We start from the raw sequence: 25,115 nt of genomic DNA on the forward strand, positions 1-25,115 counted from the left end.
CGGCGCAACAGCCCGCCGGTGCCGCAGCCGGCATCCAGCAGCGGCAGGCCCGGCGGCGCGGGGCGGGCCCGCAGGGCGGCCAGCACTTCGGCATGGGCGGCGCGGTACCACCACATCCCATCCTCGGCCGTGTCCATCAGGACATATTCGTTGCGTTCCACAGTTCAGCTTGTGACAGCGCCCGAACTCCGCCGCAATGGTGGTTCATCACGCTGCCGTGCCCGAATGGCACGGCTGGCCACTGGATGCCGCCGCGCCGCCGGGTCAGGATAACGGCCGCGCATGAACGATCCTTCCCCCCGAAAGACCCGCGGCTGGCTGGCACTGCTGCCCGCCTTTCTGCCTGCCCTGCTGTTCCTGGTGCTGGTGGTCTCGCCGCCGCTGAACCAGGACGTGGCCGCCGTGCTCTCCTTCGCCGAGCGGATGGTGGCGGGGGAGGTGCTGTATTCCGACCTGATCGACGTCAACCCGCCGCTGATCTTCCTGCTGAACCTGCCGCCGGCGCTGCTGGCCGCCTGGACGCCGCTGGATGCCGTGCAGGCGCTGCTGCTCCTGCTGCTGCTCTTCTGCGGGCTGGTGGGCTGGCTCTGCCACCGGATGAGCCCGCCGCGCGGCGCGGCCGAAGCCGCGATGATGCTGGCGCTGTTGCCGCTGGTGCTGCTGCTGGCGGGCTATGACTTCGGCCAGCGGGAGCAACTCATGGCCGCCGCCGCGCTGCCCTACCTCTTCCTGGCGGAACGGCGGATCGAGGGCGCGGCGCCCGGCCTGCCCGCGGCCTTACCCGGCATCGGCCATGTGATGGCGCCGGCCGGCCTGCGCTGGCGCGCCTCGGCCACCGGCCCCGGCTGGGCGGTGGTGGGCGCCACCACCCTGCTGGCGGCGGTGGGCTTCGCGCTGAAGCCGCATTTCCTGGCCGTGCCGGCGCTGGTGGAGGCCGTGGTGTTGCTGGCCGGCGCCCGGCGGCGCGGCTGGGCGGCCTCCTTTCGCGACCCCGTGCCCTGGGGGCTGGCGGGGCTCTGGCTGCTCTACCTGCTGGTGATCGTCATCGGCTTCCCGGATTACTTCGGCCGGGTGATGCCGCTGGTCTGGGATTTCTACGTGGATCTCGGCGGCACCTCCTGGTGGCGGGTGCTGCTGACGGAGCAGCTCTTCACCGCCATGCTGGCCACCGTCTCCCTGGTCGCGCTGGCGGCCTGGGCGGGCACGCGCAGCCTGGGGTGGCTGCCGCGCGTCATGGCGGCGGCGGTGCTGGGCGGCTTCCTGGCCGCGCTGGTGCAGCACAAGGGCTGGAGCTACCACGTGGTGCCGGTCTGGATGTGGGGCGGGCTGCTCTGCGGCCTGGCGATGGCGCGCGCCACCGATGCGCTGCTGCCCGCCGGCACCGCCGGCCGCGTGGCGCCGCTGCTGGCCACCGGCACCTGCATCGCCCTGACCCTGCTGGTGATGCGCGGCGGCGAGGCGCCCTGGCGCGAGTTCAACTACCGCAACGACCCCGTCGGCCGGCTGGCGGAGTGGCTGGAGAAGGAGGCGCCGGATGGCCGCCTGCTGGTGCTCTCCCCCGACATCTACCCGGCCTATCCGGCACTGAACTATGCCGAGAACCAGCCGGTGCTGCGCTTCATGAGCACCTGGCTGTTGCAGGCCGTCTATGCCACCTGCCCGGCGGATGGCGCCCGCTTCCGCGCGCCGGAGCAGATGGGGCCGGCCGAGCGCTACCTCTTCGACGGCGTGGCGCAGGATTTCGCGGAAACGCCGCCGGTGGCCGTGCTGGTGGCGCGGGACGCGCATATCTCGTGGTGCGCCGGGCAGCCCTTCGACATGATCGCCTATTTCAGCCGCCATCCGCGCTTTGCCGAGACATGGCGCCATTACCGCCAGACCGGCGAGATCGCCGGCTACATGCTGTTTGAACGGGAGGACTGAGCTTGCCCCACTTCCACGGCCGCGCCACGGGGGCGCCGGCCGGTGCCTGACACCATGGCCACCACCGCCGCGCCCAAGCGGTTGGACAACGCGGCGCGGGGCATCCTCCTGGTGGCTCTGGGCTATGCCATCATCGCCTGCGCCGATGCCGCCGTGAAATGGGCTTTGCCGGAGGTCGGCATCGCGGGTGCCATGTTGTGGCGCGGGGTCTTCGGCGCCATGACCATGGCGGCGGTGGCGCGGATGCAGGGCACCGGCCTGTCCGGGCTGATGCCGGTGAATGGCCGGCTGGTGGCGACGCGCAGCCTGCTGCATTGCGTCGTCTCCGGCGCCTTTTATGCCGCCTGGTTCCTCGGCATGCCGCTGGCGGACAGCTATGCCGTCTCCTCCGTCTCGCCGCTGGTCATGACGCTGCTGGCCATCCCGCTGCTGGGGGAACAGGTGGGCTGGCGGCGCTGGACCAGCACGCTGGTGGGCTTCGGCGGCGTGCTGGTAATGCTGCAGCCCGGCGGCGCGCTCTGGCGCTGGGAGGTCGGCGTCATGCTGGTCGCCGTGGCGCTGATGGCGCTGACCCGCCTCTGGACGCGCGTGCTGGGGCGCACGGATACGCCGGCCACCATCACCTTTTGGCTGATGGTGGCGCATATCCCGGTGGGGCTGGTGCTGCTGCCGCTCTTTCCGCCGCCCGTCTCGCTCTTTCCCTCCGGCGACACCATGCTGGTGCTGGCGGCGCTGGGCTGCGGCAATGCGATGGCGCATATGCTCTTCGCCCGCGCCTTCGCCATCGCGCCCGTCTCGGTGCTGGCGCCCTTCGAATACAGCCCGCTGATCTGGAGCCTGCCGATCGGGCTGATGATCTGGGGCGACTGGCCGGCGCCCAGCACCTTCGCGGGCGCCGGCATCGTCATCGCCGCCGGCCTCTACAACCTGCACCGGGAACGGCTGCGGGCCCGGCAGTCGCGGCTGGGGGAGGGACGGTGAACGCCCTCTCGCCCGCCACGCAGGCGCCGCTCCGCCCCGCGCCGCCCGTGCGCCACGACATCCGCCGTGGCGCCACGATGATCCTGCTCTCCACGCTGATGTTCTCCCTGATGGCGGTGCTGGCCAAGCTGATGGGCGGCACCATCCCCTTCCTGGAGATTGTCTTCTTCCGCTCCTTCTTCGCGCTGCCGGTGGTGGTGCTGATCGCGGTGCGGAACCGTGCCACGCTGCGCACGCGACGCTTCCGCGGCCATCTCGGCCGCGCCTGCACCGGGCAGGCTGCCACCTGCTGCATGTTCTTCTCGGCCACCGTGCTGCCGTTGGGGGAACAGCAGGCGCTGACCTATGGCACGCCGATCTTCGCCACCCTCCTGGCCATTCCCTTCCTGGGGGAAAGGCCGGGCCCGCATCGCTGGGCGGCGGTGGGCATCGGCTTCCTGGGCATCCTGGTGATCGCGCTGGGGCCGGGGCTGCTGGGGCAGCCGCGCATCGCGCCGCCGGGCCTGGCGGCCTGGGTGATGGCGGCGGGCTATGTCGCCGCCGTCGGCCATGGCGTCTTCGCGGCCGGCACCACGCTGCTGGTGCGCCAGCTTTCGGCCACCGAGAGCAGCGCCACCATCGTGCTCTGGCAGTCGCTGCTGATGACAGGCATCAGCGCCCTGGCGCTGCCCTTTGTCTGGGTGGCGCCGACGCCCTCCGAATGGCTGCTGCTGCTGGGAGTGGGCATGGTGGGCGGCATCGGCCAGCTTCTCTCCACCGAGGCTTACGCCAGCGCGCAGGTCTCCTCGCTGGGGCCCTATACCTATACGGCGCTGCTCTGGGCGGCGCTCTTCGGCTGGGTGTTCTGGGGGGATGTGCCGGGCGTCACCATGCTGCTGGGCGCGGCGCTGATCGTCACCGCCGGCCTCTACATCCTGCAACGGGAGATGCGGCGGCGCGCCCGGCCCGCCGCCGCATGAGGTCCCAGTGAGGCGGCTGGAAAGCATCCGAAAGGCCAAGGCGGAAGCCGCTACCGCCTGGACAGGCGCGGCAGGATCGTGCCCTCTGCACTGCAACATCCTGCGGGTGGCGGCGCATGAGCATTCCCTTCCTGAAGCAAGATTCCCTGGCGCCCGGCGCGGTGGAGGAACTGGGGTTGCCCGGCGGCCCGCGCATCCGCCGCATCCGCTGCGACAATCCGGGGCCCTTCACCTTCATGGGCACCAACAGCTACCTGCTGGGGGAAGGGGCGGTGACGCTGATCGACCCCGGGCCGCGTGACGAGGCGCATCTCGCCGCCCTTACGGCCGCCGTGGCGGGGGAGCGGATCGAACGCATCCTGGTGACCCATACCCACCGCGACCATACCGGCGGCCTGCCCGCGCTGGTGGCGGCCACCGGCGCCGCCACCTTCGGCTTCGGCCCGCACATGACCCCGCCGGGCGAGGGCGGGGAAGGCGGCGACCACGACTTCCAGCCCGACCACCTCTTGCCGGAAGGCGGCGTGGTGGAAGGCGAGGGCTGGCGCCTGACCGCGCTGCATACCCCCGGCCATTGCGCCAACCACCTCTGCTTCGCGCTGGAGGGCACCCGCATCCTCTTCAGCGGCGACCATGCCATGAGCTGCTCCACCAGCGTGGTGATGCCGCCGGATGGCGACATGGCCTCCTACATGGCGGCACTGGCGCGTGCCGCGGCGGCGGATTGGGCGCTGATGCTGCCGGGCCATGGTGCACCGCTGCCCGAGCCCGGCCCGCTGCTGCATGCCCTGCTGGCGCATCGGTGGGAGCGGGAGGCGCTGGTGCTCGCCGCCCTGCGCCTCCAGCCCGGCGCCACGGCCGAGGCGCTGGTGCCCGCCGTCTACGGCAATCTGGACCCGCGTCTGACCCGCGCCGCCGGCCATAGCCTGCTGGCGCATCTGCTGAAGCTGCGGGCCGAGGGCCGCGTCAGTGGGGACGAGGCCCCGGGTTGGCACATCGCCGGTTGATGCGGCCGCCTGCCACGCAGCACCGCCATGTGTGAAGAGTGCTGGATTGGCGGCGCCCTGGCGTCTATCCCATCAGCTTCGTCGCCAGCCACGCTCAGAAGGGCCAGGCATGATCGAACCGCCGCTGTTCACCGCCGTCACCCGGGATGTGCGCGTCTCCGTGCGGGCCTTCTACCTGGAAGACCAATCGAAGCCCGATGAGGCGCATTTCGTCTGGGCTTATCGCGTCACGATCGAGAATGGCGGGGCGGTCACGGTGCAGCTGATGAAGCGCAGCTGGCTGATCACCGATGCCATGGGCCGCACCCAGCAGGTGCATGGCCCCGGCGTGGTCGGGGAGCAGCCGGTGCTGGAGCCGGGGGAGAGCTTCGAATACACCTCCGGCACGCCGCTCTCGACGCCCAGCGGCTTCATGCGCGGCACCTTCCACATGGTGGAGTGCGACAGCGGCGAGCCCTTCGATGTCGCCATCCCGGCCTTCAGCCTGGACAGCCCGATGGGAGGCGGGGCGGTGCACTGAACCCACGCGGCCAAGCTTGTTCGGCCGCCGCCGCCGCCCATCTTGAAACCGCAATTATCTGGAACTCCGGTCCGGCATCACTTCCCGGGCCCAGGCACGGATCATCTGGCAGTGAATATCCAAGCCCCGCCCACCGCGGCTGAAGCCGCCCTCACCACCGAGCCGCGCCCGACGCGGGAGGAAGCCGAGGCCGCCGTCCGCACCCTGCTGCGCTGGGCCGGCGACAACCCGGACCGGGAAGGGCTGGTGGATACCCCCGCCCGCGTGGTGCGCTCCTATGAGGAATTCTTCTCCGGCTACCACGAGGACCCCGTCGAGCTGCTGGCCCGCTCCTTCGAGGAAACGGACGGCTATGACGAGATGGTGGTGCTGCGCGACATCCGGCTGGAGAGCCATTGCGAGCACCACATGGTGCCCATCATCGGCCGGGCGCATATCGCCTATCTGCCGCGCGGACGCGTCGTCGGCATCTCCAAGCTGGCCCGGGTGATGGAGATCTATGCCAAGCGCCTGCAGATCCAGGAGAAGCTGACGGCGCAGATCGCGAACACCATCGACGAGGTGCTGAAGCCGCTCGGCGTCGCCGTGGTGATCGAGGCATCGCACCAGTGCATGAGCACGCGCGGCGTCCATAAGCCGGGCGTGGGCATGGTCACCAGCCGCATGCTGGGCGCCTTCCGCAAGAACGCCTCCACGCGGCGGGAATTCCTGGCCATCATCGGCGCCCCGCGCGCCGGCGGGCTGGAAGGCTAAGGCCGGTCGCCGGGCGGTTCAGTCGACCGCCTCGGCCTCCACCTCCACCAGGAAGCGCGGATCGGCCAGCCCGGCCGTCACCATCAGGGTGCTGGTCGGCGCATGCTCGCCGAAGAAGGCGTTGCGCGCCTGCCGCCATTCGCCCAGATGCGCGCGGTCGGTCAGCAGCACCAGCACGCGCACCACGTTCTGCGGCCCCATGCCATGCGCGGCCAGCACCGTGCCGAGATTGGCCAGCGCCTGCCGCATCTGCGCGGGGGCATCCTCCGCCACGCCGCCATCCGGCGCCACGCCGATCTGCCCCGCGATGACCAGTCGCCGCCCGGCGCCCTCCACCAGCGCGGCCTGGGAATAGAAGCCAGCGGGGGCGGGCACCCCCGGCGGGTTGCTGAAGCTGACGCGGCTCACGGCCGCACCGGCGGCGCCAGATTGGGCACCAGGTTCGGCGCGTAGCGCGGTGTGCCGGCGGGCGCGGCCGGCATGGCGGGCGCCGCCATGGGCTCAGTGGGAGCCGCGGCGGGCGTGGCCTCGGGCGCCAGCGGGCTGCCGCTCAGGCTTTCCTGCTGGATCGGCGCGGCGCTCACGGCGCCGGGCTCGCCGGTCATCAGCCAGTCCCGCAGGTTGCGGCGGATCTGGAACTCGAATTCCACGTTCAGGTCGTCCATCGCCTGCCGCACGATCTGGTCGGCGGCGCGGGCGCGGCTGGCGGGGCCTTCATCGGGCAGGGTGGCGCTGCGGCGCACCTCGGCCTCGGTGAAGCCGACGCGGCGGCCGTCGCCGCCCAGGATCTCCACCCGCACATGGATCATGCAGGTCAGCCGCTCCGTCTGCTGGGCGAAGAGGCCGCCGGCGCTGGCGACCTCGCGGATCAGCGTGGCCGAATCGACCATGAAGCGGGCACGGCCGGTGGTGCCGACCGGCACCAGGCGCTCCCGCCCCATCTGCACCGCCAGCGCCACAGGGGAGAGCGGGGCCGGCGGATCGACGCGCCAGGCCGGGCCGGGGCCCGGCTCCAGCACCTCGATATCCAGAACATTGAGGCGCAGCGGCGTCAGGTAGTCGTAGCGGGGCGGGCCCTGCAGCGGCGGCGTGGTATCGCCGGAAGCGCAGGCCGCTGCCAGGAATGGCAGCAAGAGTGCCGCGCGCCGGCGTGTCATCCTCGGCGTCCTGCTGGCCGTCATCCCGTTATCTCCCCCATACGCTGCGCTCGGTCAGTGGCGCGAGGCTCCCTTCACCTCATCCCGCGCGAAGCGGAAGGTGGTGTTGCAGAACTCGCAGGTCATGGAGATTTCGCCCGATTGCGTCATCTCGTCCAGATCCTCGTCGCCGAAGCCTTCCAGCACCGAGCTCAGCCGGGCGCGGGAGCAGCGGCAGCCGTAGGAGAGCGGGCGCGGCCGGTCGAGCACCAGCCCCTCGGCGTGGAAGAGGCGGTAGAGGAGCTGTTCCGGCGCCAGGGCGTCGTCCAGCATCTCCTCCTCCTTCAGCGTGGAGGCCAGGATCAGGGCGGTTTCCCAGGCATCGTCCTGCTCAGCGGCGTTCATCATGGGGTCGATGCCGCCTTCGCCGGCCACGCGCTCCAGGATCAGCGCGGTGCCGCGCCAGCCGGCCTTGGTGCGGCCGGCGGCGAGCCAGACGCGGCTGGCCAGCTGCTCGGAGGTCTCGAAGTAATGACCGGTCATCTCCGCCAGCGTCTCGCCCTCCAGGGCCACAATGCCCTGGTAGCGGTCCATGCCGGGGCCCTGGTCCACGGTGAAGGCCAGGTAGCCGCTGCCCAGCAGGGCGCCGGCCTCGGCATCGGCGCCGTTCAGCAGGGCCAGCTTGTCCTCGTCCACGCGGGCATAGCCACGCAGGGTGCCGGCATCGGTGCAATCGGCCAGCAGCATCGGCACGGCGCCGTCGCCCTTGCCCTGCAGGCTGAAGCTGCCGTTGAACTTCAGCGCGGTGGCGAGGCCGGCGGTGAGTGCCAGCGCCTGGGCGGTCAGCTTCTTCACCACATCCGGGTTGTTGTGGCGGGAGAGCAGCGCCTCGGCCAGCGCCCCCAGGCGGATCAGGCGGCCGCGCACGGGCTTGTCGCGCAGGTGGAAGGGCTGCACGCCCTGCGGCACCGTCACATTGGGCACCGGGGGGCGGTCGTGGTCATGCGGGGCGTGGGGCAGGGTAGGGTCGGTCACGCGGAGCCTTATCTCATGCTGGGGCCCAACAATGCACCACGCGAGGGCCGGCAAGGGCTTCGCGGTGGCGCCGGGCGGGTCTGTCGGGTGGCGTGGCGGCGGGCCATGCCGGGGAAGTGCGGGGCACGGCCTGCACAGTGTCCCGCGCTAGATAGGAAGGATCGGCCCCGGATGCGATGGGGCGAGCAATATCAGGCGCGCGCCCCAGCCCCGTCTTCTTCCATGAGGCGGGAGACGATGGCCCCCCGCACCGGCCGCAGGTGGTTGCCCAGCCGCAGCGCCGCGCCGCGCAGCACCCGCGCCGGCAGCCGGTCGCTGGTATAGAGCAGCGCCGTGGCATTGGTGGCGAGGTAGAGGCCCCGCGTGGCCTGCCGATGCTCGGCTTCATAGCCCCGCAGCACCGGGCCGGCGGCGAAGTCCCGGCCCTCGGAGAGCGCGGCCTTGACGCGGCGGGCCAGGATATCCTGCCCATGCAGGCCGAAATTGAAGCCATGGGCGGTGACGGGATGCATGCCCACCGCCGCATCCCCCAGCAACGCCAGGCGCCGCCCGGCGAAGCGGCGGGCATAGACCGCCACCAGCGGGTAGGTGTGGCGGGTGCTGATCAGCTCCATCGCCCCCAGGCGCTCACGGTAGCGGCGGGTGATCTCGGCGCTGAACTCGGCGCCATCCACCTCCTTCAGCCGGGCGATCTCGGCCGGCGGCAGGGTCAGCACCACGGAAGAAACGTCGCCGTTCAGCGGCAGCATGGCCATGGTCTGGCCGTAGTCGAACCATTCCGTCGCGATGTGGTCATGCGGCAGGGTGTGGCGCAGCCGGGCCACCAGCATGGCCTTGCCGAAATCCAGCGTCTCGGCATCGATGCCGGCGAGGCGGCGCAGGGTGGAGAAGCGGCTGTCCGCCGCCACCACCAGCTTGGCCGCGATGCGCTGGCCATCGGAGAGCGCCAGCCGGGCGCCTTCCGCATCGGCCTCCAGCGCCGTGACGCGGTGGCCGGTCAGCAGCGTGGTCTCGGCCGGCAAAGCCTCAAAGAGCGCGCGGCGGATGACGTGGTTGGGCACCAGCTTGCCCAACTCGGCCGCCTGCCGCCCCGTGGTATCGAAGCGCAGCGCATAGGGGGAGCCGCCGTTCAGCACCCGGGCTTCCCGCAGGGCGGAGGGGATCTCCTCCGGAATGCGCTCCCAGGCGCCGAGCTGGCGCAGGATCTCCTGCGAGCGGTGGGTGAGGGCGATCTCCCGCCCATCGAAAGCAGGCGCGGCCAGGGCCTCGCGCGGCTGCGGTTCCACCACCGCCACGCGCAGCCCGGCGCCGGAGAGCGAGCCGGCGAAGGCGAGCCCCACCGGGCCACCCCCCACGATCACGACATCGAATTGCATGACACGGCCCCCGGACTGGATCGCCCTTCACATAGGCGCGGCGGCAGGCCCTGTCACCGGTATGTGTGCGTCTTCTTCAGGGCGCGGGGACGGCCCTGAAGCGGGCGAGGAAGAGCAGATCCTCCATCATCTCCCGCGGGCTCAGCAGGCCGAGAATCGTCCATACCGCCAAGGTGCAGCTGGAATCAGAAAGAGGAAGCGGGGCCGCTGCGCCCCGCCGCCAGTCAGCCGGCGCCGAGCGCCCAGAGCAGCACGCCCTTCTGCGCGTGCAGCCGGTTCTCGGCCTCGTCGAACACCACGCTCTGCGGCCCGTCGATCACCTCGGCGGTGATCTCCTCGCCACGATGCGCCGGCAGGCAATGCATCACCACCGCATCCGGCGCCGCATGCTGCATCAGCGCCGCATTGAGCTGGTAGGGGGCGAGTTGGTTGTGGCGGGCCGTCGGGCCGCCCTCCTTCTCGTCCGACATGCTGACCCAGGTATCCGTCACCACGCAGCGGGCGCCGCGCACGGCGGCCACCGGGTCGGCCGTCAGCTCGATGCTCGCGCCTTCCTGGCGCGCCCAGTCCACCAGTTGCGCCGGCGGCGCCAGTTCCGGCGGGGTGGCGAGGCGCAGCGTGAAGCCGAAGCGCGCCGCCGCCTGGATGAAGCTTCGGGCGACATTGTTGCCATCGCCCAGCCAGGCCACGACCTGCCCGGCGATGGGGCCACGATGTTCCTCGAAGGTCAGGATATCGGCCATGAGCTGGCAGGGGTGGGACACGTCCGTCAGGCCGTTGATCACCGGCACGGTGGCGTGTTCCGCCAGTTCCCGCAGCTTCGCCACGCTGTCGGTGCGCAGCATGATGGCATCGACATAGCGGGACAGCACCTTGGCCGTATCCGCCGCCGTCTCCCCGCGCCCGAGCTGCATGTCCTTGGAAGAGAGCACGACAGCATGGCCGCCGAGCTGCTGGATGCCGACCTCGAAGGAAACGCGGGTGCGGGTGGAGGGCTTCTCGAAGATCAGCGCCACCGTCTTGCCGGCCAGGGGCTTGTCCGCCATGTCGCCGCGCTTGGTGCTGGCGGCCAGGTCCAGCATGCGGCGCAGGGTGGGCGCGTCGAAATCCGACAGTTCCAGAAAGTGACGAGGGGAGGGCCTTGCGGCCCCCCCCTGATCCACCGGCCTCAGCGCCGCGCTCACTTGGCCGGCGCCTTTTCCCGCAGCGCGGCGGCCGCCTTGGTGAAGGCCCGGTCCAGCGCCGCCACGGCCTCATCCACGTGTTCGCGCGTGATGATCAGCGGCGGCGCCACGCGCAGCACGTTCTGCCCGGCGGCGACGGTCAGCAGCCCTTCCGCCACCGCAGCGGCCTGCATGTCGCCATTGGTGATCTCCGGCACGCATTGCAGGCCCAGCAGCAGGCCGGCGCCGCGCACGCCCGTCACCACCTGCGGGTGGCGGGAGACCAGGGCGTTCAGGCTGTCCCACAGATAGCGGGCGGTGTCGTCCACCTGCTGCAGGAAGCCATCGGCCAGGATGACATCCAGCACGGCATTGCCGGCGGCGCAGGCGAGCGGGTTGCCGCCATAGGTAGTGCCATGGGTGCCGGGCTTCAGGTGCTTGGCGACGTGTTCCTTGGCCAGGATGGCGCCCAGCGGGAAGCCACTGCCGATGCCCTTGGCCGAGGACATGACATCCGGCTCGATCCCGGCCCACTGGTGAGCCCAGAGCTTGCCGGAGCGGCCCATGCCGGTCTGCACCTCGTCCAGCGCCAGCAGCAGGCCGAACTCGTCGCAGACCGCGCGCAGCTCCTGCAGGAAGCGCAGGTCAGCGGGGCGGACGCCGCCTTCGCCCTGGATCGGCTCGATCATGATCGCGGCGGTCTGCGGGCCGATGGCGTCCCGCACCGCGTTCATGTTGCCGAAGGGCACATGGTCGAAGCCCTGCACCGGCGGGCCGAAGCCGGCGAGGTACTTCTCGTTGCCGGTGGCCGAGAGCGTGGCCAGCGTGCGGCCGTGGAAGGCACCCTCGAAGCAGATGGTGTGGAAGCGCTCGGGGTGGCCGTTCTCGGCGTGGTACTTCCGCACCGCCTTGATCATGCCCTCATTCGCCTCGGCACCCGAATTGGCGAAGAAGACGCTGTCGGCGAAGCTGGTATCGACCAGCCGCTGCGCCAGGCGCTCGGCCTGCGGCACGCGGTAGAGGTTCGAGGTATGCATCACCTTGGCCGCCTGCTCGGCGATGGTCCGCACGAGGTGCGGATGCGCATGGCCGATGGAGGTGGTGGCGATGCCGGAGCCGAAATCCAGGAATCGTCGCCCGTCCGTGGTCCACAGCCAGGCGCCTTCGCCCCGCTCAAAAGCGAGGTCGGCACGGTTGTAGGTCGGCATCAGGGCGGGGATCACGGTGTCTCAGGCTCCGCATCCCATGGGGGTCGGGCGACGATCGTCCGGCTTCCAGCCACGGGAATTGGGCATGGTGCCGCAAACCGGCCGGCGCGGCAACCGCCCTTGGCGCGCGGCGTTTCCCTGCCAGAGCCGCCCTGGCGGCCCCGATAAGGATACGGAGGACCACGCATGCGGAATTCCATGATCGCCCTGGCCTCGGCGGCACTGATCGGCCTGGGCGGCATCGCCCAGGCGCAGCCCGCCAACCAGCCGGGAGCCTCGCCCACGCCGTCCAATCCCGCGCCGAGCCTGAACAACGGCACCGGCAATGCCGGCACCACGGCGAATCCCGGCGATGCCAATAACCCCCCCGGCACCGCCGCCACCCGCCTGCTGGACCGCACGCTGGGCACCAATACCTCCGGCGCCTATCCGCAGAACTCCGACGGCACGCCCAACAACCCGCCGGGCACCGCCGTGGGCCGGGCGATGGACCGCGCCACCTCGGACAACAATTCCAACGCCCAGCCCGGCAGCAACCCACCCGGCACAGCGGCGACCCGCTCGCTGGACCGCGCGGCGGGCACCAATACCTCCGGCGCCTATCCGCAGAATTCCGATGGCACGCCGAACAACCCGCCGGGCACCGCCGCCGGCCGCGCGGCGGACCGGGCGGCACAGAATGGCGGCACCGACAGCGGCGCCCGCAACGGCAGCTCCGGCACCAATCGCCCGCCGGGCACCGCCAGCGCACCGGGCGACAATACCCGCCCGAACATGACACCCTCCGCCCCCACGGGTTCCTCCATGGGCCGGGCGACCGAGGGCCAGACCGGCACGCCGCCGGGCAACCGGCCTTCCACGCCGCCCAGCACTTCGCCGCAGAACCAGGGCGGCAGCACGCCGGAGGCCACCGGCGGCACCACGGCTGCCCCCCGCTAAGCGGGCGGTGCGGGAAAGGGCGGCCCCGGCCGCCCTTTTTCGTGCCCGATGGTCAGGCCGGCTTGCGCCGGAACTGCGCCAGGGCGTCCCGGCCGATCACACCTAGCGCCAGGTCATCCTGAGGTGGCTGGAAGAGGCCGGCCCGGGCATCGCGGAAATGCCGCTCCAGCGACAGGGCGCTGGTCAGGCTGAAGCCGCCGGCCACGCGCAGCCCGCTCTCCGTGGCGGCGCAGGCGGCATTGGTGCAGAGGTACTTGGCCGCGGCGATGCGGGCGGGCAGGGCGGGGCGCAGCTCCGGCTGCTCCACCCAGGCGCGGGCGGTCTCGTGCAGCATGGCGCGGGCGGCCAGCAGCGCCGCCTGCATCTCGCCGATGCGCTGCTGGATATGCACCTGCTCGGCGATGGGGCGCCCCAGCGCGGTGGGCACGCGATTGTTGGCGTAATCGCAGGCCGCTTCCAGCGCCGCCTGCCCGACGCCGAGATAAACCGCCGCCACTGTCAGCGACCACGGCCCCAGCCCCGGCGCGCTGGCCTTGCCGCTGGCGGAGCCGGAAGGGGTGCCGATCGGCCGCCGCTCCACCATCATGTGTTCCGGCACGAAGACCTTGTCGTAGAAGACATCGGAATTGCCGCAGCCGCGCAGGCTCAGCGCGTCGTTCCAGGTCTCCACGATCCGCAGGCCGGGGGAACCGGCGCCGACGATGGCCGTTGCCACCTCGCCATCCGGTGCGGCGCTGCTGGGCGGCAGCACCACGGCGGTGAGGAACCAGCGCAGTGCCGGCGCGCCGGTGACGAAGATCTTGTGCCCCTCCACCACCCAGCCGCCCGGCGCTGGCGTGGCGCGGGAACGCGGCACGCCGCCGCGCGAGATGCTGCCCAGCTCCGGCTCCGTGACGCAGCTGTTGATGCCGCCGCCCTGGCGGAGCATGGCCTCGCAGACCTCGGCGAAGACTTCCTCCGGCCAGGGGCGCTCTTCCCGCAGCTTGCCCATCACCACGGCGGCCATGGCGGTGATCAGCGCCGTGGCGGCATCGCCACGCGCCAGCCGCTCCTGCGCCTGCACCATGTCCAGCAGCCCCGCCTCGGTGCCGCCATGGTCGCGCGGCAGCAGCAGGCGCAGGTAGCCCTGCTCATGCAACTCGCGGTGGTTCTGGTGCGGGAAGCCGTGCTCGCCCTCCTGCCTCGCGCGGGCGGCGAAGCGCTGGGCCAGGCCATCGGCAAGGGCGAGGGCGGAGCAGGGGCCTTCGGTTCTCAGCATCGGCGATGCCTTCGGAGCAACAGGGGGAAGGAAGCTTGGGGCGACGGGAGGCACCCTGCCGCAATGATGGACGACCTGCCAGAAACGCGCCACCATCCCGTCAAGGATAAGCAGTCGATTTCACGCTTCATAGCCGTCATTGACAAAATTCCACTTTGCCGGTTTGTCGTGCGCAACCGAGATAGGGATCAGGCCAATGAGGATCACACGCCGCGAGGCACTGCTGTCTGGCGCCGGGCTCCTGCTGGCGGGCGCCATGCCGGCGCTGCCCGCCGCCGCCCAGGGTGCCGCCACACCGCGCAAGGGTGGCGTCTTCACCGTGCATCTGGGCTCCGAGCAGCGCATCCTGAACCCGGCGCTGCGGGCTTCCACCGGCGTCTACATCATCACCAGCAAGATCATCGAGCCGCTGGTGGACCTCGGCGCCTCCGGCAAGCCGGAAGGCGTGCTGGCGACCTCCTGGGAAGCCGCGCCGGATGGCAAGACCATCACCTTCAAGCTGCGCGAAGGGGTGAAGTGGCATGACGGCAAGCCCTTCACCTCGGCCGATGTGCAGTATTCCGCCATGGAACAGTGGAAGGTGCACCTGAACTACGGCACCACGCTACAGCTCTACCTCGATGCCGTGGAAACACCGGACCCGCAAACAGCCGTCTTCCGCTATTCCCGCCCCATGCCGCTGGACCTGCTGCTGCGCGCGCTCTGCGATCTCGGCTATGTCGTGCCGAAGCATGTCTTCGCGGGAAGCAATGTGCTGGAGAACCCGGCCAATACCGCGCCCATCGGCACCGGCCCCTACAAGTTCGTGGAATACCAGCGCGGCCAGTACGTGATCGCGGAGCGCAACCCGGATTACTGGCGCCAGGGCTTCCCCTATCTCGACCGCATCGTCTGGCGCTTCATCACCGACCGCTCCGCCGCCACGGCGGCGCTGGAGACGGGGGCGGTGCAGCTTTCCGCCTATAACGGCCTGCCGCTGGCGGATATCGACCGGCTGAAGAGCGACGACCGCTTCGAGGTCTCGACCCGCGGCGTGGAAGCGAATGTCTTCAACAACACGCTGGAATTCAACACGCGGCGCAAGGAACTGTCCGATGTGCGCGTGCGCCGCGCCATCGTGCATGCCATCGACGTGCCCTTCTTCCTCGAGAATTTCCTCTACGGGCTGGGCAAGCCGGCGACGGGACCTATCCCCTCCCTGTCCAAGGAATTCTACCCGGCGGACTCCGCCGTGCCCTATCCCTTCGACAAGAAGAAGGCCGAGGCGCTGCTGGACGAGGCCGGCTACAAGCGCGGCGCCGGCGGTGTCCGCTTCACGCTGAGGATCGTGCCGATCCAGAACGGCGAGGATGTGCCGCTGCTGGCCACCTATATCCAGCAGTCGCTGCAGCAGGTCGGCATCCGGGTCGATATCGTGCAGCTCGACATCGCCGGGGCGCTGACGGCGGTCTATCGCGACTGGAACTTCGACCTCGCCACCGGCTGGCACCAGTATCGCGGCGACCCGGCGGTCTCGACCACCGTGTGGTACCGCTCCGGCAGCCCCAAGGGCGCGCCCTGGACCAACCAGTATGGCTGGCAGTCCGACAAGGTGGATGCGCTGATCGACCAGGCCGCCACCGAGCTGGACCCGGCGAAGCGGAAGGCCCTCTATGCCGACTGGGTCAAGGCGGTGAACGAGGAGATCCCGGTGGCCATGCTGACGGAGCGGCCCTTCTACGCCGTCACGAGCAAGAAGGTGCAGAACCACCATACCTCGCCGCGCTGGGATTCCGGCGACTGGCACGACACCTGGCTGCTGCCGGGCTGATCGGCCGATGCGCATCCTTGCCCTGGCATTGCGCCGGCTGGCGGCCAGCCTGCCGACGCTGCTGCTGATCCTGGTCGGGCTGTTCCTGCTCTTGCAGCTGGCGCCGGGCGACACCGTGGATGCGCTGATGGCGCAGATGGGCGGCGGCGATCCGGCCATGATGGAGCAGCTCCGCTCCTTCTATGGCCTGGATGCGCCGGTGCTGGTGCAGCTCACGCGCTACCTGCTGCGGCTGGTGCAGCTCGATCTCGGCTTCTCCGCCATCTACGGCAAGCCGGTCTCAGACGTGATCCTGGAGCGGCTGCCGGTGACGCTGCTGCTGATGGGCACCTCCCTCTGCTTCGCCTTCGCGGCGGGCATGGCGCTGGGCGTGGTGGCGGCGCGGCGGGCGAACCAATGGCCGGATGCGCTGATCTCGACCCTGGGGCTGATCTTCTACGCCACGCCCTCCTTCTGGTTCGGCATGATGGGCGTGGTGGTTTTCGCCATCAAACTCTCCTGGCTGCCTTCCGGCGGCTTCGAGGAGATCGGCTCCGGCTATACCGGCCTGGCGCGGGTGGCGGATATCGCCTGGCATCTGGTGCTGCCGGTGACGACGCTGGCGCTGATCTTCCTCGCCACCTACCTGCGCATCATGCGGGCCTCGATGCTGGAGGTGCTGAGCCTGGATTTCGTGCGCACCGCCCGCGCCAAGGGCCTCAGCCAGACCGGCGTGCTGATGCGCCATGTGCTGCGCAACGCGCTGCTGCCGGGGCTGACGCTGATCGGCTTGCAGGCCGGCACCATGCTGGGTGGCTCGGTGGTGGTGGAAAGCGTCTTCAACCTGCCGGGACTGGGGCGGCTGGCCTATGAATCGGTGGTGCAGCGGGACCTGAACACATTGCTGGGCATCGTCTTCGTGTCCGCCCTGCTGGTGATCTTCGTGAATTTCGTGGTCGATCTGCTTTACGCCAAGCTCGACCCGCGCATCGTATCGGGGCGCTGATGGGCTTTCTTCGTCGCTACCTCCGCAGCCCGGCGGCATTGATCGGGCTGGTGCTGCTGCTGCTGGTCATCGCCATGGCCATCAGCGCGCCTTGGGTCTTCCCGCGCGACCCGCTCTCGCTCGCCGGGCGGCCGCTGCAATGGCCGGGCGCCTCGCCGCGCTTCTGGCTGGGCACCGACAATACCGGGCGCGACATCGCGGCGCAGATCTTCCATGGCGCCCGCGTCTCGCTGCTGATCGGGCTGGTGGCCACCGCCATCTCGATCGCCATCGGCATCGTGGTGGGGGCCGTCGCCGGCTTCTACGGCGGCTGGGTGGACGATGCGCTGATGCGCGTCACCGAAGCCTTCCAGACCCTGCCGAACTTCATTCTTCTGCTGGTGCTGGTGGCGGTCTTCGGCTCCGACATCACCACCGTCACGGTCGCCATTGGCATCGTCTCCTGGCCGCCTTCGGCCCGGCTGACGCGGGCGGAGTTTCTGTCGCTGCGCTCCCGCGAATTCGTGCAGGCCTGCCGCGTGCTGGGCATGGGGGATGCACGCATCATCTTCCGCGAAATCCTCCCCAATGCGCTGCCACCCATCATCGTCTATGCCAGCGTCATCATGGCGGTGGCGATCCTGCTGGAAAGCGCGCTGGCCTTCCTGAACCTTTCCGACCCCAACGTGCCCTCCTGGGGGAACCTGATCGGCGCGGGCAAGGGCGTGCTGCGCGTGCAATGGTATGTCTCCGCCATCCCGGGCGTCGCCATCCTGCTCACGGTGCTGGCGGTCTCGCTGGTCGGGCAGGGGCTGAACGACGCGCTGAACCCGAGGCTGAAATCCCGATGAGCCTGCTCTCCATCGAGGGGCTGACCGTCGCGCTGCCCAAGGGCGGCGACCGGCCGCATGCGCTGCGTGACGTGTCCCTGCACCTGGACGCCAACGAGATCCTTTGCGTCGTCGGCGAGAGCGGCTCCGGCAAGTCCATGACCGCCAGCGCCGTGATGGGCCTGCTGCCTGAGGGCGTGCGGGCCGAGGACGGGCGCATCCTCTTCGAGGGCCGTGACCTGCTGGCCATCCCGGAGGCCGAGATGCGCAAGCTGCGCGGCGCCCGCATCGGCATGGTGTTCCAGGAACCGATGACGGCGCTGAACCCGCTGCGCACCATCGGCAGCCAGATCGCCGAGATGTTCCGCATCCACACGCCGCTTTCCGCCTCCGAGCGGGACGCCCAGGTGCTGGAACTGCTGGAACAGGTGCGGATTCCCGAGCCCGCCGCCGCGGCCAAGGCCTATCCGCACGAGCTTTCCGGCGGCCAGCGCCAGCGCGCGATGATCGCCATGGCCCTGGCGCTGGACCCGGTGCTGCTGATCTGCGACGAGCCGACCACGGCGCTGGACGTGACCACCCAGGCGCAGATCCTGGAACTGATCCGCGATTTGCAGCGGCGCACCGGCACGGCCGTGCTCTTCATCACGCATGACTTCGGCGTGGTGGCCGATATCGCCGACCGCGTGGCGGTGATGCGCCATGGCGAGGTGGTGGAGCAGGGCACCGCCGCCGAGGTGCTGAACCACCCGCGCCACCCCTATACCCGCGCCCTGGTGGCCGCCGTGCCACCCCTGGTGCCGCCCCCCGCGCAGCCGCTGGCGGATGAGCCGGTGCTGCGGGTGGAGCATCTCTCCAAGACCTATCGCAAGTCCGGCTTCTTCGGCCGCAACCGGCGCGTGACGCATGCGGTGCGGGACGTGACGCTGGACCTGCCGCGTGGCGGCACGCTGGGCATCGTGGGGGAAAGCGGCTCGGGCAAATCCACGCTGGCGCGCTGCATCGTGCGGCTGCTGGACCCGGAGGAAGGCAAGATCCTGATCGAAGGCCAGGACCGCCTGGCGCTTTCCCGCGCCGAGCTGCGGCGGGATGCGCGGCGCATCCAGATGGTCTTCCAGGACCCCTATGCCAGCCTGAATCCACGCCGCAGGGTGGGCGAGCTGGTGGCGCAGGGGCCGATCGTGCATGGCACCCCGCGCGCCGAAGCCTTCGCGCGGGCGCGGGAACTTTTCGAACTGGTGGGGCTGGACCCGTCGGCGCTGGACCGCTTCCCGCATGAATTCTCCGGCGGGCAGCGGCAGCGCATCGGGCTGGCACGGGCACTGGCCATGCGGCCGGAAGTGCTGGTGGCGGATGAGCCGGTCTCAGCGCTGGATGTCTCGGTGCAGGCGCAGGTGCTGAAGCTGCTGGCGGAACTCCGCTCGCGGCTGGGCCTGTCGATGATCTTTATCACCCACGACCTGCGCGTGGCGGCGCAGCTTTGCGACCGTATCGCGGTGATGCGCCAGGGCGAGGTGGTGGAACACGGCCCCACCGCCGAGATCTTCGCCAATCCGCGGCATGAATATACCCGCGCGCTCTTCGCGGCCGTGCCGGGGCAGGGATGGACGCCGCCGGTGGCTTATGGGGCGGAAGCGGTGGCGTGAGGCAGAGGGGGCGCCGCCGGAACCCGGGTTCCGGCGGCGCGCTCCGGTTCAGGCGGCCTGGCGCACCTGCTGAAAGGCGCGGGCGAACTGCTCCCGCTCCGCTTCCGTCATGTGCAGCCCGCGCTTGGTGCGGCGCCACAACGCGTCTTCCGGCGCGCGCACCCATTCCTGCCGCACCATCCATTCCAGCTCGCGCTCGGTGATACCGCCACCGAGGTCCTGCCCAAGATCGGCGGCACTCTGGGCATGGCCCAGCACGGCATCCAGCTCCCCGCCATAGCAATGGAACAGGCGGCGCAGCCGTGCCGGCTCCAGGAAGGGATAGCGGCGGGCGGCCTCGGCCAGGAAGGCTTCCACCGTCCGGCCGCCCAGGTCGCCGCCGGGCAGGGTGGCGCCGGCGGTCCAGGCGGGGCGCGGCTGGCCTAGGGCCTCACAGAGCTGCGTCGCCGCATCCTCCGCCAACCGGCGGAAGGTGGTGATCTTGCCACCGAAGACCGACAGCAGCGGCGCCGCCGAGCGGTCCATCTTCAGCACATAGTCGCGCGTCACGGCCGAGGGATTCTCGGCGCCGTCGTCATGCAGCGGGCGGACGCCGGAATAGGTCCAAACGATATCCTCCGGCGTCACCGGCTTGCGGAACTGGCGGGAGACGGCGCGGCAGAGATAGGCCGCTTCCTCCGGCGTGCAGCGCGGCGGGCCGCTGGCGGGGTCGTGCGGCACGTCGGTGGTGCCGATCAGCGTGAAGCGCCCTTCATAGGGAATCACGAAAACCACGCGGCGGTCGTCGTTCTGCAGGATATAGGCCTGGCTGCCCTCGTAGAGCGCGGGCACCACGATATGGCTGCCGCGCACCAAGCGGATGCGGTCGGGCGCCTGCACGCCGGTATCTTCCAGCGCCTGCATCACCCAGGGGCCGGCGGCATTGGCGATGGCGCGGGCGCGCACCGTCTGCGTCGCGCCATCCTCGGCGGTCAGCGTCACGGTCCAGCCATCAGCACCGCGCTGGGCGCTGGTGAAGGCGGTGCGGACGCGGATCTCGGCGCCACGCGCGGCGGCGTCCCGGGCGTTCAGCACCACCAGCCGCGCATCCTCCACCCAGGCATCGGAATAGGCGAAGCCGTGGGTGGCGGCGCCGTTCAGCGGCGCGCCCCAGGGGTGGCGGCGGAAGTCCAGCGCCTCGCTGCCCGGCAGGGTCACGCGCTTGGCCAGGTTGTCGTAAAGGAAGAGGCCAGCGCGCAGCATCCAGCGCGGGCGCATGTCTGGCACATGCGGCAGCACGAAGCGCATGGGCCAGACGATATGCGGCGCCAGGCGCAGCAGCACCTCGCGTTCCGCCAGGGCTTCCCGCACCAGGCGGAACTCGTAGTGCTCCAGGTAGCGCAGCCCGCCATGCACCAGCTTGGAGGAGGCGGAGGAGGTGGCGCCACCGAGGTCGCCACGCTCCACCAGCAGCACGGAAAGGCCGCGCCCCGCAGCGTCCCGCGCGATGCCGGCGCCATTGGCGCCGCCACCGATCACCAGCAGGTCCACGCTGTCGCGCATCAGATCAGCCTCGCCCGCACGCGGTTCACGACGATCTCGGCCAGCAGCACCACCACCAGGATGGCCAGCAGCACGGTGGAAACGCGCTCCCATTGGAAGAAGTTGATGGCGTCGTCGAGCACAAGGCCGATGCCGCCGGCGCCGACCAGGCCCAGCACCGCGCTTTCACGCACGTTGATGTCCCAGCGGAAGAGCGCGATGCCCCAGAAGGCCGGCTGCACCTGCGGCCAGACGCCCTTCAGCATCTCCGCGCCCCAGGGTGCGCCAGCGGCGCGCAGCGCCTCCCGCGGGCCGGGGTTGGTTTCTTCCAGCGCCTCGGCCAGCAGCTTGCCGACGAAGCCCACGGAGCGGAAGGCGATGGCGAAGACACCCGCCGCCGCGCCGGGGCCGAAGATGGCCACAAACAGCAGCGCCCAGACCAGCGAGTTGACGGAGCGCGAGGCCACCAGCCCGAGCTGCGCCAGCGCGTTCAGCGGGCGGATGGTGCAGATGTTGCGTGCCGCGAGCAGCGCCAGCGGCACGGCCAGCACGAAGCAGAAAACGGTGCCGAGCGTCGCGATATGCAGCGTCTCGATCAGCGCGTTATGCACCTCGGGGTAGTAGTGCGACAGCTCGGGCGGCCACATCCGCAGCAGCATGTCACCCATCTGTTCCGGCGCATCCGCCAGGAATTCCGGAATGATGTCGATGCTGCGGACGGCCCAGACCACGGCTGCGATGCAGAGCAGCCAGACCAGCCAGCGCGAGATGCGCTGGGCCGGCGTGTGGCGCTGCCATTCGCGCCGCAGCGGCGCCACGGGGTCATGAGTGATGCTGTTCATCGCAGGGCGGCCCGGACACGGCCGGAGATGATCTCGGCCAGGAAGATGAGGGCGATGATGGCGAGCAGGATGGCCGCCACGAAGTCATAGTCGAAGCGCTTGAAGGCCGCGAAAAGCGTGCCGCCGATGCCGCCAGCGCCGACGATGCCGACCAGCGTGGAATTCCGCAGGTTGCTGTCGAGCTGGTAGAGGCAGAAGCCGATGAAGCGGGAGGAGACCTGCGGCAGCACCGCATAGGCCAGCACCTTCATCACGTTGGCGCCGGTGGCGCGGATGGCCTCCACCTGCTTCATCGAGATTTCCTCGATGGCTTCGGCGAAAAGCTTGGCGATGAAGCCGACCGAGGCCACCACCAGCGCCGCCGTGCCCGCCAGCGCGCCGAAGCCGATGGCCTTCACGAAGAGAATGGCGACGATGACATAGTGCAGCGAACGGCAGACCGCGATCACCGCGCGCACCGGCCCCGCGATCCAGATCGGGGACAGGTTGCGCGCCGCCAGCACGCCGAGCGGCAGCGAGATCAGGATGCCGATGGCCGAGGCCAGCACGGCGATCTGCAGGCTCTCCAGCAGGCCTTCCAGCAGCAGCTGCCAACGCTCGAAATTCGGCGGCACCATGCGGGCGAGCAGGCGGCCGCCTTCGCCCATGCCATGGGCCACGCGGTCCCAGGTCAGGCCCAGGCGGGTGCTGGCCCAGATGGTATAGACCGCCAGCACCAGCAATGCCGCGCGCATCGCCCAGTTGGGGGCGAAGGCAATGCGGCGGGGTTGGGAGGTGGTGGCGCTCACAGCCAGTCCTCGCCGCCGTAGATGGCGCGCAGGTGGTGCGTCTCCAGCTCCTCCGGCGGGCCGTCGAAGATCACGCTGCCGCCGGACATGCCGATGATGCGGCGCGCATAGCGCTTGGCGAGATCCACATTGTGGATGTTGATGATGACCGGCACGCCCTCGGCCGCCGTCAGGCGGGTGAGCAGCTCCAGCACCTCGACCGCCGTGCGGGGGTCGAGGGAGGAGGTGGGCTCATCGGCCAGCAGGATCTCGGGGCGTTGCATCAGCGCGCGGGCGATGCCCACGCGCTGGCGCTGGCCGCCGGAAAGCGCATCGGCGCGCCGCGTCGCGTGCTCCGGCAGGCCGACGGCATCCAGCAGCATGAAGGCGCGCTGGATGTCTTCCTCGGGGTACTTGCGCAGCCAGGCACGCCAGAGGGGAACGTAGCCGAGCCTTCCGCTCAGCACGTTCTCCATCACGGTCAGGCGCTCCACCAGGTTGTATTCCTGGAACACCATGCCGATGCGCCGGCGCGCCAGCCGCAGCTCCCGCCCGCGCAGGCCGGTCAGCTCCGCGCCATGGAGGGTGATGGAGCCGCTTGTCGGCTCCACCAGGCGGTTGATGCAGCGGATCAGCGTCGACTTGCCGGTGCCGGAGGGGCCGATGATGGCGGTGATCCCCTCGGCCGGCACGGCGACGTCGATGCCCTTCAGCACCGGCTTGCCGGCGGCATATTCCTTCACCAGCCCCTTGATCTGGAGCACGGTGCCGGAGGCCGGCGCAGCGGCGCGGGGCGCAGCGGTCATGGTGGCAGACATCCTGGTTTTTCCGTTCAGCGCGCCGGGGCCGGCGTGGCGCCGGTCGGTGCGACATGGGTGGGGGCGGCGGGCTGCTGCGCCTGCGCCCGCTTGCGGGCCTCGGCCTCCAGCTCACGCCGGCTCTCGGCGTCAAAGGCGGCGCGGTTGTAGGGGGCGTTCACCGCATCGGCGACGGCACGCACCGGGGCCCACTGCTCTGCATAGGTAGCGGGCCAGAAGCGGTCGTTGCCGCCCAGGTCCTTGGCCATCTGCTCGGGGAAGCGATAGTCCAGGAAGCACTGGCGGATCTTCTGCGACAGTTCAGGCTTCAGGTCGCTGGCAACGGCGAAGCCGCTGGTGGGGAAGGGCTCGCTTTCCCAGATGACGCGGAAGTTCTCGCGCTTCACCTGGCCGCGCGCGACCATGCGGGTCCAGACGTCGGAGGCCACGGGCGCGGCATCGTAGTCGCCGGCATTGACGCCCATCACGCTGCGGTCGTGGCCGCCGGAATAGACAACCTTGTAGTCCTCGTCGGGCTTCAGGCCCAGGGCGGGGAAGAAGGCGCGCGGCGCCAGGTTGCCGGAATTGGAGGTGGCCGAGGTATGCGCAACCTGCTTGCCGCGCAGGTCGGCCAGCGTCCTGTAGGGGCTGTCGGCCCGCACGAGCATGACGACCTTGTAGCTCTCGTAGCCCTGGGCATCGCCCTTCACGGCGAAGGGCACGGCGCCAGCGAGGTTGACCGCGAAGGCCGTCGGGCCGGTGGAGAAGCCCGCCACATGCAGGCGGCCGGAGCGCATCGCCTCGACCTGCGCCGCGTTGGAGGTCACCTGGAAATACACGGCGCGCTTGCCGGTGCACTGCGTCAGGTATTCCAGGAAGGGCTTGAACTGGCTGGCGTAGAGCGCCGGGTCTTCCACCGGGGTATAGGTGAAGACAATGGTGGAGGGGTCGCGCAGCTTGGACGGATCGGTCGGCGCGTCAGCCACCATGTCGCGGTTGGCATCGCAATAGGCTTCGTCCAGCGCGCCGCGGAAGGCGCAGGCCGGCGCCTGGGCGGCGGCGGGCTGGATGGCCAGGCCACCCAGGCTCAGGGCCAGTGCGGTGCCAGCGAGAAACAGGGTCTTCATGCGGCGTTTTCCTCCGGAGTGACGCCCCGCGCCTTCAGCAGCGCGGCGGCGAATTCGGCAAAACCAGCGCCGCCCTCGGCGCGGGTGATGTAGGCGGGCGGCGTCGCCATATCGGCCAGGAAGGGCGCGACATTGGCCACGCCCACCGAGCAGGCGACGGCGGCGAAGAGCGGCGCGTCATTGGCGCTGTCGCCGGCGAAGGCGACCGTGTCCCGCACATCGGCGAAGGGCTGGAAGCGGGCGGCGAAGAGCGCCTCGATGCCGGCGCGCTTGTCCCAGTCGCCGATCCAGGCATTGACGTGGATGGAGGAGACCTTGGCCTCCGCCCCGCCGGCGCGGAACACCTCGGCGATCCGTTCCGCCGCATCGAGGCCGAGCGGGCCGGCGTCCTCGCAGAAATCCACCGCCACGTCGAAGAGGCGGAAGGGCTGGTCGGCGGCGATGGCGCTGCCCGGCACGGCGCGCAGCGCCTCGGCGGCCAGGGCATGCAGCCGGGCCTGGTTGGCCAGCCGCTCGGCCTCCGGCTGCGCCTGCCAGCGCAGCATGCGGCGGG

The 25,115-nt window shown here is 70.4% G+C and carries 24 protein-coding genes; 11 read left to right on the forward strand and 13 right to left on the reverse strand.

All coding sequences use genetic code 11. The features are described from left to right. Positions 1-282: 282 nt before the first annotated feature. The 6 genes from IBL25_RS13655 to folE all read left to right on the forward strand — a co-directional run bounded on the left by IBL25_RS13655 (position 283) and on the right by folE (position 6,143). Positions 283-1,923, forward strand: coding sequence for a hypothetical protein (locus IBL25_RS13655; RefSeq protein WP_187779096.1), 1,641 nt, complete (start codon positions 283-285; stop codon positions 1,921-1,923). 42 nt (positions 1,924-1,965) lie between these two features. Next, positions 1,966-2,904: a DMT family transporter gene (locus IBL25_RS13660; RefSeq protein WP_367615606.1), complete on the forward strand. Its 939-nt coding sequence runs from the start codon at positions 1,966-1,968 to the stop codon at positions 2,902-2,904. After that, positions 2,901-3,863: a DMT family transporter gene (locus IBL25_RS13665; protein WP_367615607.1), complete on the forward strand. Its 963-nt coding sequence runs from the start codon at positions 2,901-2,903 to the stop codon at positions 3,861-3,863. The genes IBL25_RS13660 and IBL25_RS13665 overlap by 4 nt, the downstream gene beginning before the upstream one ends. 116 nt (positions 3,864-3,979) lie before the next feature. Next, positions 3,980-4,870, forward strand: coding sequence for an MBL fold metallo-hydrolase (locus tag IBL25_RS13670; RefSeq protein ID WP_187779097.1), 891 nt, complete (start codon positions 3,980-3,982; stop codon positions 4,868-4,870). A gap of 109 nt (positions 4,871-4,979) precedes the next feature. After that, a complete protein-coding gene (gene apaG / locus IBL25_RS13675) occupies positions 4,980-5,390 on the forward strand; it encodes a Co2+/Mg2+ efflux protein ApaG (RefSeq protein ID WP_187779098.1) in 411 nt (136 codons plus the stop codon). Between the two features lie 111 nt (positions 5,391-5,501). After that, positions 5,502-6,143, forward strand: a complete 642-nt coding sequence (folE, locus tag IBL25_RS13680) for a GTP cyclohydrolase I FolE (protein ID WP_187779099.1) — start codon at positions 5,502-5,504, stop codon at positions 6,141-6,143. Positions 6,144-6,161: 18 nt separating this feature from the next. On the opposite strand, the gene IBL25_RS13685 is transcribed toward folE, so the two are convergent. From IBL25_RS13685 to IBL25_RS13710, 6 genes are all read right to left on the reverse strand, one after another. Beyond that, positions 6,162-6,551, reverse strand: a complete 390-nt coding sequence (locus IBL25_RS13685) for a RidA family protein (protein WP_187779100.1) — start codon at positions 6,549-6,551, stop codon at positions 6,162-6,164. Then, positions 6,548-7,300: a hypothetical protein gene (locus IBL25_RS13690; protein WP_187779101.1), complete on the reverse strand. Its 753-nt coding sequence runs from the start codon at positions 7,298-7,300 to the stop codon at positions 6,548-6,550. Before IBL25_RS13690 ends, IBL25_RS13685 begins: the two co-directional genes overlap by 4 nt. Positions 7,301-7,354: 54 nt before the next feature. After that, positions 7,355-8,314 carry an Hsp33 family molecular chaperone HslO gene (gene hslO, locus IBL25_RS13695; RefSeq protein ID WP_187779102.1) on the reverse strand — a complete coding sequence of 320 codons (960 nt, stop codon included), beginning with the start codon at positions 8,312-8,314 and terminating at the stop codon, positions 7,355-7,357. A gap of 191 nt (positions 8,315-8,505) precedes the next feature. Further along, the gene (ubiM, locus tag IBL25_RS13700) at positions 8,506-9,690 is read right to left on the reverse strand and encodes a 5-demethoxyubiquinol-8 5-hydroxylase UbiM (protein ID WP_187779103.1); all 1,185 of its coding nucleotides are present in this window, start codon (positions 9,688-9,690) and stop codon (positions 8,506-8,508) included. A gap of 224 nt (positions 9,691-9,914) precedes the next feature. Next, a complete protein-coding gene (gene argF, locus IBL25_RS13705) occupies positions 9,915-10,874 on the reverse strand; it encodes an ornithine carbamoyltransferase (RefSeq protein WP_187779104.1) in 960 nt (319 codons plus the stop codon). Then, positions 10,871-12,076, reverse strand: a complete 1,206-nt coding sequence (locus tag IBL25_RS13710; protein WP_187779105.1) for an aspartate aminotransferase family protein — start codon at positions 12,074-12,076, stop codon at positions 10,871-10,873. Before IBL25_RS13710 ends, argF begins: the two co-directional genes overlap by 4 nt. A gap of 171 nt (positions 12,077-12,247) precedes the next feature. On the opposite strand from IBL25_RS13710, the gene IBL25_RS13715 reads away from it, so the two are divergent. Then, on the forward strand, positions 12,248-13,000 hold the full coding sequence (locus IBL25_RS13715) for a hypothetical protein (RefSeq protein WP_187779119.1): 753 nt from the start codon (positions 12,248-12,250) through the stop codon (positions 12,998-13,000). Between the two features lie 52 nt (positions 13,001-13,052). Here the strand turns inward: IBL25_RS13715 and IBL25_RS13720 are convergent, their stop codons facing one another. Next, the gene (locus IBL25_RS13720) at positions 13,053-14,258 is read right to left on the reverse strand and encodes an acyl-CoA dehydrogenase family protein (protein WP_187779106.1); all 1,206 of its coding nucleotides are present in this window, start codon (positions 14,256-14,258) and stop codon (positions 13,053-13,055) included. 196 nt (positions 14,259-14,454) lie between these two features. On the opposite strand from IBL25_RS13720, the gene IBL25_RS13725 reads away from it, so the two are divergent. Genes IBL25_RS13725 through IBL25_RS13740 form a run of 4 tightly spaced genes read left to right on the forward strand, consistent with a single transcriptional unit; the run spans position 14,455 to position 19,508 of the window. Further along, positions 14,455-16,068: an ABC transporter substrate-binding protein gene (locus tag IBL25_RS13725; protein ID WP_187779107.1), complete on the forward strand. Its 1,614-nt coding sequence runs from the start codon at positions 14,455-14,457 to the stop codon at positions 16,066-16,068. A 7-nt stretch (positions 16,069-16,075) separates the two neighbouring features. Continuing rightward, positions 16,076-17,053: an ABC transporter permease gene (locus tag IBL25_RS13730; RefSeq protein WP_187779108.1), complete on the forward strand. Its 978-nt coding sequence runs from the start codon at positions 16,076-16,078 to the stop codon at positions 17,051-17,053. Then, positions 17,053-17,883: an ABC transporter permease gene (locus IBL25_RS13735; protein ID WP_187779109.1), complete on the forward strand. Its 831-nt coding sequence runs from the start codon at positions 17,053-17,055 to the stop codon at positions 17,881-17,883. The genes IBL25_RS13730 and IBL25_RS13735 overlap by 1 nt, the downstream gene beginning before the upstream one ends. Then, positions 17,880-19,508 (forward strand): ABC transporter ATP-binding protein, encoded by a 1,629-nt coding sequence (locus IBL25_RS13740; RefSeq protein ID WP_187779110.1) that lies wholly within the window; start codon positions 17,880-17,882, stop codon positions 19,506-19,508. The genes IBL25_RS13735 and IBL25_RS13740 overlap by 4 nt, the downstream gene beginning before the upstream one ends. A 48-nt stretch (positions 19,509-19,556) precedes the next feature. Here the strand turns inward: IBL25_RS13740 and glpD are convergent, their stop codons facing one another. The 6 genes from glpD to IBL25_RS13770 all read right to left on the reverse strand — a co-directional run. Then, complete coding sequence (glpD, locus tag IBL25_RS13745; RefSeq protein ID WP_187779111.1) at positions 19,557-21,050, reverse strand: glycerol-3-phosphate dehydrogenase; 1,494 nt, start codon at positions 21,048-21,050, stop codon at positions 19,557-19,559. Next, positions 21,050-21,871 (reverse strand): phosphonate ABC transporter, permease protein PhnE, encoded by an 822-nt coding sequence (gene phnE, locus IBL25_RS13750; RefSeq protein WP_187779112.1) that lies wholly within the window; start codon positions 21,869-21,871, stop codon positions 21,050-21,052. Before phnE (IBL25_RS13750) ends, glpD begins: the two co-directional genes overlap by 1 nt. After that, positions 21,868-22,659: a phosphonate ABC transporter, permease protein PhnE gene (phnE, locus tag IBL25_RS13755; RefSeq protein ID WP_187779113.1), complete on the reverse strand. Its 792-nt coding sequence runs from the start codon at positions 22,657-22,659 to the stop codon at positions 21,868-21,870. Before phnE (IBL25_RS13755) ends, phnE (IBL25_RS13750) begins: the two co-directional genes overlap by 4 nt. Further along, positions 22,656-23,444 (reverse strand): phosphonate ABC transporter ATP-binding protein, encoded by a 789-nt coding sequence (gene phnC, locus IBL25_RS13760; RefSeq protein WP_456315867.1) that lies wholly within the window; start codon positions 23,442-23,444, stop codon positions 22,656-22,658. The genes phnE (IBL25_RS13755) and phnC overlap by 4 nt, the downstream gene beginning before the upstream one ends. 26 nt (positions 23,445-23,470) lie before the next feature. Continuing rightward, complete coding sequence (phnD, locus tag IBL25_RS13765; RefSeq protein WP_187779115.1) at positions 23,471-24,562, reverse strand: phosphate/phosphite/phosphonate ABC transporter substrate-binding protein; 1,092 nt, start codon at positions 24,560-24,562, stop codon at positions 23,471-23,473. After that, positions 24,559-25,115 (reverse strand): HAD family hydrolase (locus IBL25_RS13770; protein ID WP_187779116.1); only part of this gene is annotated, 557 nt, incomplete at its 5' end. The genes phnD and IBL25_RS13770, both read right to left, overlap by 4 nt.

This window comes from Pseudoroseomonas ludipueritiae (assembly GCF_014490445.1).
In the GTDB taxonomy this organism is placed as follows: domain Bacteria; phylum Pseudomonadota; class Alphaproteobacteria; order Acetobacterales; family Acetobacteraceae; genus Pseudoroseomonas; species Pseudoroseomonas ludipueritiae.

Coding starts and splice junctions, on each gene's coding strand:
- IBL25_RS13655 (WP_187779096.1), top strand. CDS start 283: ATGAACGATCCTTCCCCCCGAAAGACCCGCGGCTGGCTGGCACTGCTG.
- IBL25_RS13670 (WP_187779097.1), top strand. CDS start 3,980: ATGAGCATTCCCTTCCTGAAGCAAGATTCCCTGGCGCCCGGCGCGGTG.
- apaG (WP_187779098.1), top strand. CDS start 4,980: ATGATCGAACCGCCGCTGTTCACCGCCGTCACCCGGGATGTGCGCGTC.
- IBL25_RS13690 (WP_187779101.1), bottom strand. CDS start 7,300: ATGACACGCCGGCGCGCGGCACTCTTGCTGCCATTCCTGGCAGCGGCC.
- ubiM (WP_187779103.1), bottom strand. CDS start 9,690: ATGCAATTCGATGTCGTGATCGTGGGGGGTGGCCCGGTGGGGCTCGCC.
- IBL25_RS13715 (WP_187779119.1), top strand. CDS start 12,248: ATGCGGAATTCCATGATCGCCCTGGCCTCGGCGGCACTGATCGGCCTG.
- IBL25_RS13720 (WP_187779106.1), bottom strand. CDS start 14,258: ATGCTGAGAACCGAAGGCCCCTGCTCCGCCCTCGCCCTTGCCGATGGC.
- IBL25_RS13725 (WP_187779107.1), top strand. CDS start 14,455: ATGAGGATCACACGCCGCGAGGCACTGCTGTCTGGCGCCGGGCTCCTG.
- IBL25_RS13730 (WP_187779108.1), top strand. CDS start 16,076: ATGCGCATCCTTGCCCTGGCATTGCGCCGGCTGGCGGCCAGCCTGCCG.
- IBL25_RS13735 (WP_187779109.1), top strand. CDS start 17,053: ATGGGCTTTCTTCGTCGCTACCTCCGCAGCCCGGCGGCATTGATCGGG.
- IBL25_RS13740 (WP_187779110.1), top strand. CDS start 17,880: ATGAGCCTGCTCTCCATCGAGGGGCTGACCGTCGCGCTGCCCAAGGGC.
- glpD (WP_187779111.1), bottom strand. CDS start 21,050: ATGCGCGACAGCGTGGACCTGCTGGTGATCGGTGGCGGCGCCAATGGC.
- phnE (WP_187779112.1), bottom strand. CDS start 21,871: ATGAACAGCATCACTCATGACCCCGTGGCGCCGCTGCGGCGCGAATGG.
- phnC (WP_456315867.1), bottom strand. CDS start 23,444: ATGACCGCTGCGCCCCGCGCCGCTGCGCCGGCCTCCGGCACCGTGCTC.
- phnD (WP_187779115.1), bottom strand. CDS start 24,562: ATGAAGACCCTGTTTCTCGCTGGCACCGCACTGGCCCTGAGCCTGGGT.